Below are 6,450 nucleotides of genomic sequence, written 5' to 3'. Positions count from 1 at the left end.
AGAACTGCGCGGCGTCCAGCAGGTAGAGCGACTCGCTGCCGGCCTTGACCGAGGCGGTCAGGGAGTGGATGCGCGGCAGCAGGCGGGCGAAGTAGAAGCGCGCCGTGCCGAGCTTGCTGGCGTAGAACTCGTCCTGGACTTCCTTGCCCAGGGCCGCGCGGGCCATCAGCGCCCACATGTAGGCATAGGCGGTGTAGCCGAACACGTGGAGGTATTCCACCGAGGCGGCGCCGATCTCGTTGGGGTTGGTCTTGGCGCGGTCCAGGACCCAGGCGGTCAGCTCGTCGAGATTGGCGATGGCGGCCTTCAGCGGCTCGACGAATTCGCTCAGCTCGGCGGAGGCGCCACTGGCGAAGGCTTTGATCTCGTCGGCGAAGTGCTGGTAGAACGCGCCGCCGCTGCCCACCACCTTGCGGCCCATCAGGTCGAGGGCCTGGATGCCGTTGGTGCCTTCGTAGATCTGGGTGATGCGCACGTCGCGCACCAGTTGCTCCTGGCCCCACTCACGGATGAAGCCGTGGCCGCCGAAGACCTGCTGGCCGTGGACGGTGGTTTCCAGGCCGAGGTCGGTGAGGAAGGCCTTGGCCACCGGGGTCAGCAGGGCGACCATTTCCTCGGCGCGCTTGCGCACCGCGGCGTCCTCGCTGAACTTGGCGGTGTCCAGCTGCATGGCGACGTAGCTGGAGAAGGCGCGGCCGCCCTCGTTGGCGGCTTTCATGGTCAGCAGCATGCGGCGTACATCGGGGTGCACGATGATCGGGTCGGCGGCCTTGTCCTTGGCGACCGGGCCGGTCGGCGCCCGGCTCTGGATGCGCTCGCGGGCGTATTCCACGGCGCTCTGGTAGGAGCGCTCGCCGGAGGCCAGGCCCTGGATGCCGACGCCCAGGCGCTCGTAGTTCATCATGGTGAACATGGCGGCCAGGCCCTTGTTCGGCGCATCGACGATGTAGCCGGTGGCGCCGTCGAAGTTCATCACGCAGGTGGCCGAGGCCTTGATGCCCATCTTGTGCTCGATGGAGCCGCAGGACACCGCGTTCTGCTCGCCCAGCGAGCCGTCGGCGTTGACCATCACCTTGGGCACCAGGAACAGCGAGATGCCCTTCGGACCGGCCGGGGCGTCCGGCAGCTTGGCCAGCACCAGGTGGATGATGTTCTCGGTCAGGTCGTGCTCGCCGCCGGTGATGAAGATCTTGGTGCCGCTGATCTTGTAGCTGCCGTCGGCCTGGGGTTCGGCCTTGGTGCGGATGATGCCGAGGTCGGTGCCGGCATGGGGTTCGGTCAGGCACATGGACCCGGCCCAGACACCCGCGTACATGTTCGGCAGGTACTTTTCCTTCAGCTCGTCGCTGGCATGGGCGTTGAGCGACAGGCAGGCGCCGGCGGTCAGCATCGGGTAGAGGCCGAAGGACAGGTTGGCCGCGTTGACCATCTCTTCCACCTGCGCGGAGATCACCTTGGGCATGCCCATGCCACCGTAGACGGGATCACCGCCCACGCCGACCCAGCCGCCTTCGGCGAAGGTCTTGTAGGCCGCGGGGAAACCGGCCGGGGTGCTCACGGCACCGTCCTTCCACTGGCAGCCTTCTTCGTCGCCGCTGCGATTCAGCGGGGCGATGACGCCGCCGGCGACCTTGCCGGCCTCCTCGAGGATGGCGGCAGCGGTGTCGACGTCGACCACTTCGGCCAGGGCCGGCAGCTCCGCCCAGAGCTTGGCAACCTCGAAGACTTCGTTGAGGACGAAACGCATATCGCGCAGGGGGGCTTTGTAGTCAGACATATTCGAATTACTCGGACAGTGTTAAGGCATTGAGCATGCCCGGATTGAAATGGGTGCCAGCCTCAAAGGCTTGGGCCAAGGACTCGCAAAGGCACTACCGTTGCGCTGTCGGCAGCAGGTGCCGGTTGTTTGAGAACCCCGGACAGAGAGCCCAGGACGATCTCGAATATCACCTCTGGTTTCTCCGCCGCGCTCAAGTCGGATTGATCCAGCCAGGTCGGCAGGTTGTTCAGCCACGCGATGACACTTCGCACGGTCGCCTTGAGCACAGGCACGGGGCCTGTCGCACCAGCCTCCAGTAGCCGCGTCAGGACCATCGCCTCATGGCGACTGCGCATCTGCTGGATCTGGCTCTGGTGCTGTAGCGAGAGGCAGCAGAACTCCCGCTCGGCAATGAGGAAATACAGACCGTGAGAGTCGTGCAGGGCCATGTGCGCCCGTATCAGTGCCTGCAGGCGGCTGTAGGCACTGCCCTTTTCCATGGGCAGTGCCGCTTCGAGCAACTCCTCGTAGAGTTCCTCGATCAGTTCGAACAGCAAGTGCTCCTTGCTTTCGAAATGGTTGTACAAGGAGCTCGCGACTATCTCCAGGTGCTGGGCCAGTTCGCGCATGCCAACCCGCGCGAAGCCACGCTCGGCAAAGAGTTCGAGAGCCTTGCGGCGGACCTGCTCGAGCCGGGAGCCCGGGGCTTCGTCCGGCGCTGGAAATCGCTCCCTGGCGACAGCGTTGGCGGACAAGCGCTTGCTAATCAATGGACACCTTCCCCGAACAGCGACGTGGCGGCCCGTGCGAGCCGGAACCCACTCCTGTGCGGTCGGGCCATGCAGCCCGACCGGTCCTGCCACTCGCTGTTCATCTTCAACATTCCGAGCCTGCTTCAGACACGCTCGAAGATAGCGGCAATACCCTGGCCGCCGCCGATGCACATGGTCGCCAAGGCATAACGGCCCTGGATGCGGTGCAACTCGTGGATGGCCTTGGTGACTATGATCGCTCCGGTAGCGCCGACCGGATGACCGAGGGAGATCCCGGATCCGTTCGGGTTGACCTTGGCCGGGTCGAAGCCCAGCTCGGCGGCTACGGCACAGGCCTGGGCGGCAAAGGCCTCGTTGGACTCGATCACATCCAGGTCGGAAACCTTCAGGCCGGCGCGCTTCAATGCCAGGCGGGTCGCCGGGATCGGTCCCAGGCCCATCAGCTCCGGCTCGACACCGGCATGGGCATAGCTTACCAGGCGGGCCAGCGGGCGCAGGTTGTCAGCCTGTACGGCAGCGCCGGTGGCCAGGACAACCGCCGCTGCGCCGTCATTGAGACCCGACGCGTTACCAGCGGTTACCGTGCCGCCCTGCTTGAACGCGGTCCGCATGCCCGCCAATTGCTCGAGTGAAGTGTCGGACCGTACATGTTCATCGACCTCGAACAGCTGAGTGCCTTTGCGGGTCTTGACCGCGACCGGCACGATCTGGCCGAGGAAATGCCCATCGGTGATCGCTCGCGCGGCACGCAGCTGGCTCTCCATCGCCAGCGCGTCTTGCGCTTCACGGCTTATGCCATGGCGCTCGGCGATGTTCTCCGCCGTAATGCCCATATGAATGCGGTGGAAGGGGTCATGCAGAATGCCGAGCATATAGTCGACGGCCTGCAGATCGCCGAGGCGCCCCCCCCAACGAGCACCGGGCAGCAGATAGGGTCCACGGCTCATGGATTCGGCGCCGCCGCCAATGGCGACCTCGGCCTCCCCCAGCAGCAGCGACTGCGCCGCGGAAATGATCGCCTGCAGGCCGGAACCGCAAAGGCGATTGACGTTGAACGCCGGAGTTTCCTTGGGAATGCCGGCGTTCATGGCGGCTACCCGGGCGAGATAGGCGTCCTGCGTTTCGGTCGGGATGACGTTGCCCATCACCACATGACCGATGCGCTCGGCAGCGCAACCACTGCGTTCGAGAGCGGCGTGAACCGCAGTCGTGGCCAATTGGGATAGCGCGGTATCCTTGAGAGTGCCGCCGAAGGAACCGATTGCGGTTCTTGCAGCGCTGACGATATAGACTTCGGGGTTAGACAAGGGAAGCTCCAGGGATATCGAGGTCCAACTGAGACGACTCAAAGGCGGCCGGCGCGATGACTCCGGTGGCGCCAAGGTCACACCTGGACAAGTCTAGGGACACGAACGGCGCCGGCCTATGCCGAAAATGACCAGCTTGGCTGACGTTTTTTGCAACTGCTGGCGGATAACTACAGCGAGCGAGCACCATGCAAGAGAAGGACTCAGTGGCCGTCTATTTCGTCCGGGCAGCGCTATATGGGCTGCGTGGGCAGCCAGAGCGGATCGAAGCGATTCTGGCTCAGGCGGGGATTTCCGAGCGGCAACTCACCGACGACTCGGCCCGGGTCCCCGCAACGGCCTTTGCCACTTTGTGGATAGCCGTCGCGCAGGAACTGGACGACGAGTTCCTTGGTTTTGACTCGCACGGCATGCCGATGGGCAGTTTTGCGCTGATCTGCCGGGGGCTGATCCAGTCATCGACCCTGGGCCAGGCTCTGCGTCGTTGCCTGGGCAGTCTTCGACTGTTCCTGAGGGATTTCCAAGCGAGCTTGGCGGTGCGTGATGGGCGCGCGGTGATTGCCCTGCAGAACCGCCAGGACAATCCGTTCGCCCGCAGCGTTGCCGAGGAAACCTACCTCACTGTGGTTCTTGGCCTGCTGTGCTGGCTCGCGGGCCGGCGCATTCCTATCGACCGCTCACAGTTCGACCATCCACGGCCAGCCCATGGCGACGACCGTCTGTTCTGGGGACCGAACCTGACGTACGAGGCCGCCCATACCGAAATCGAGTTCGATGCCAGCTACCTGGACCTGCCGGTGGTACAGGATCAGCATTCGCTGAAAGTGTTCCTGCGCACGTCACCGCAATGGCTGATAGTCCGCTTCAGCAATCGCCACGGGCTCAGCACCCAGGTTTTCAAACAGCTGCGCAATTGTCGTTACGAGCACTGGCCCACCCTGGCGGATATGGCCGACGAACGAGGGCTGAGCATCGCGAGCTTCCGTCGCCAACTCCATAGGGAGGGCTTCTCCTTCCAGGAGCTGAAGGACGAGGTTCGACGCACGATAGCCTTCGATTGCCTGTGCAACTCCGATCTGAGCATCACCGCGATTGCCGAGAAGGCCGGTTTCCGTGAGGCGAGCGCGTTTCATCGGGCGTTCAAGCAATGGACCGGAGACAGCCCCGGCCACTACCGGACGAAATGGCATAGCCGCCACTGACGCTCAGGCGACAGCCGAGGGGACGTGAATCAGCGGCACACTGCCCTGTTGCTTCCGCAATCGGCTTTCGCCTGGAATCACCACCGCGTCATGGGGTCCATTCACCGGCCATGAAGGACGCCCCTGCCTGCGGTCTGGCATTCGAGCGAATTGTCGACAACCTCGCCCCGGCATCGGTTGGGAGCAGCAGGCTCTTCACTCTCGTCCGCCACCCGAGCCCGGCCCCGAGGCTCGCCAACGCACGGTCTGCCCGGGATCGAGACGCCCATTCCTGAGCCGATGCGGTCGGTTCATGCCCCCATGCACGTACTGTCGCAGTGATCCACTCCCCCACGTCATTGTCGACAATATTTCAATTTTCACGTTGACCCATGGCTTTTTCCTGCGTATTTTTCGGCCAAAACCATGAATGTGTCGACACTACTGTGCCGAACCGGCCGCACCAGGCCTAACGCGAGCACCAGCGGATTCTCGATGCATTCGCGAGCGCCACTACCAGGAAGCGCTCGCCAACCCGTCCAAAACACGAGGTGAGTCATGAACTTGAAAACCCCGGGCCAGCGTTTCCGCGACGCCATCGCCGAGGAACATCCGCTGCAGGTCATCGGCGCGATCAACGCCAACCATGCCCTGCTGGCCAAGCGCGCCGGCTTCAAGGCCATCTACCTGTCCGGTGGCGGCGTGGCCGCTGGCTCCCTGGGCCTGCCGGACCTGGGCATCAACACCCTGGACGACGTGCTCACCGATGTGCGCCGCATCACCGACGTGTGCGACCTGCCGCTGCTGGTGGATATCGACACCGGTTTCGGCCCCAGCGCCTTCAACATCGAGCGCACCGTGAAGAACCTGATCAAGGCCGGCGCGGCCGCCGCCCATATCGAGGACCAGGTCGGCGCCAAGCGTTGCGGCCACCGTCCGGGCAAGGAGATCGTCTCCACCGAGGAAATGGTCGATCGCGTCAGGGCCGCCGCCGATGCCAAGACCGACCCGAACTTCTTCCTGATCGCGCGTACCGACGCCATCCAGGCTGAAGGTGTGGACGCTGCCATCGAGCGCTGCCTGCAGTACGTCGAAGCCGGCGCCGATGCCATCTTCGCCGAGGCGGCCTACGATCTGCCGACCTACAAGCGCTTCGTCGAGGCGCTGGACGTGCCGATCCTGGCCAACATCACCGAGTTCGGCGCCACCCCGCTGTTCTCCCGCGACGAGCTGGCCTCGGTCGGCGTGGCCATCCAGCTCTACCCGCTGTCGGCCTTCCGCGCCGCCAACAAGGCAGCCGAAGCCGTGTACACCGCCATTCGCCGCGACGGTCACCAGAAAGAGGTCATCGACCTGATGCAGACCCGCGCCGAGTTGTACGACCGCATCGGCTACCACGCCTTCGAACAGAAACTGGATGCCCTGTTCGC

The 6,450-nt window shown here is 64.2% G+C and carries 5 protein-coding genes; 2 read left to right on the top strand and 3 right to left on the bottom strand.

The annotated features are described in order from the left end of the window. From E8F12_RS05365 to E8F12_RS05355, 3 genes are all read right to left on the bottom strand, one after another. On the bottom strand, positions 1 to 1,777 hold a 1,777-nt coding region (locus E8F12_RS05365; RefSeq protein WP_280324253.1), incomplete at its 3' end, for an acyl-CoA dehydrogenase C-terminal domain-containing protein. A 62-nt stretch (positions 1,778 to 1,839) separates the two neighbouring features. After that, entirely contained in the window at positions 1,840 to 2,622 is a 783-nt protein-coding gene (locus tag E8F12_RS05360) for a TetR/AcrR family transcriptional regulator (protein ID WP_280324252.1), read from the bottom strand. Positions 2,623 to 2,654: 32 nt separating this feature from the next. Beyond that, a complete protein-coding gene (locus E8F12_RS05355; protein WP_280324251.1) occupies positions 2,655 to 3,839 on the bottom strand; it encodes an acetyl-CoA C-acyltransferase family protein in 1,185 nt (394 codons plus the stop codon). Positions 3,840 to 4,027: 188 nt separating this feature from the next. Here E8F12_RS05355 and E8F12_RS05350 point away from each other — a divergent pair, with 188 nt between their 5' ends. Together E8F12_RS05350 and prpB are read left to right on the top strand one after the other, a co-directional pair. Further along, positions 4,028 to 5,041, top strand: a complete 1,014-nt coding sequence (locus E8F12_RS05350) for an AraC family transcriptional regulator (RefSeq protein ID WP_280324250.1) — start codon at positions 4,028 to 4,030, stop codon at positions 5,039 to 5,041. Between the two features lie 537 nt (positions 5,042 to 5,578). Further along, a partial coding sequence (gene prpB / locus E8F12_RS05345; protein WP_280324249.1) for a methylisocitrate lyase occupies positions 5,579 to 6,450 on the top strand: 872 nt, incomplete at its 3' end.

It is taken from the genome of Pseudomonas sp. BN102 (assembly GCF_029871245.1).
GTDB lineage: Bacteria > Pseudomonadota > Gammaproteobacteria > Pseudomonadales > Pseudomonadaceae > Metapseudomonas.
Note: the sequence above shows the minus strand (reverse complement) of the source record. Positions and strands in the feature narration are given on the sequence as shown.